1 protein-coding gene is annotated in these 702 nt (G+C 47.7%); it reads left to right on the top strand.

Features of this window, described 5'->3' with window-relative positions:
* On the top strand, positions 1-702 hold a 702-nt coding region (gene tnpC, locus K1I44_RS14970), incomplete at both ends, for an IS66 family transposase (protein WP_219986629.1).

The following is a 702-nucleotide window of genomic DNA, read 5'->3' as shown; positions in this document are numbered from 1 at the left end:
CCAATATGGTGAAACGAGGACGCGAAGCGCTGGAATCCAATATGGACATGATCGAAGACGCCTTACTTGACTCTAACATCTTGCATGTCGATGAAACGAGTTTGCGCATCAATGGTAAACTCGCATGGGTGCATGTCGCATGTACGTCGACATATACGTACTTGGCTTTTCACGCTTCTCGTGGAAAGAAAGCAACGGATGAGATCGGGATTCTTCCACAATACAAAGGGACGATGATGCATGATGCATTCGGTACGTATCCGAGATACACGAAAGCCACACATGCTCTTTGCCATGCCCATCATTTACGTGAGCTAAAAGGCTTCATCGAACAAGGCCATACATGGGCATCGCGCATGACCACGTTTCTGTTAGCCGCCAAACAGGCAGTCGAAGCGCATCACGGTGCACTTTCCGAAGAAGAAGCGAAACGATGGGAACGAGTGTATGATCGTATCCTAGCGAAAGCACAGCACCGATTGGAAACGATGACACCTCTTCCGAAAAAAGCACTCGCTTTTATTCGACGGCTTCAAAAACGAAAGGAAGAAGCGCTGCGTTTCTTATATGAAGTGCATGTTCCCTTTGACAATAACCAAGCCGAGCGAGATCTTCGCATGGTCAAAGTCAAAGAGAACATCTCGGGTACATTTCGTGACGAAACGTTCGCGCAGTCGTTTTGCATCGCAAGAAGCATCGTTT

The organism is Anoxybacillus sp. ST4, from assembly GCF_019448545.1.
GTDB classification, from domain to species: Bacteria; Bacillota; Bacilli; order Bacillales; family Anoxybacillaceae; genus Anoxybacillus; species Anoxybacillus pushchinoensis.
The sequence above is the reverse complement of the archived record's forward strand: the minus strand, read 5'-3'. Positions and strand labels throughout refer to the sequence as shown.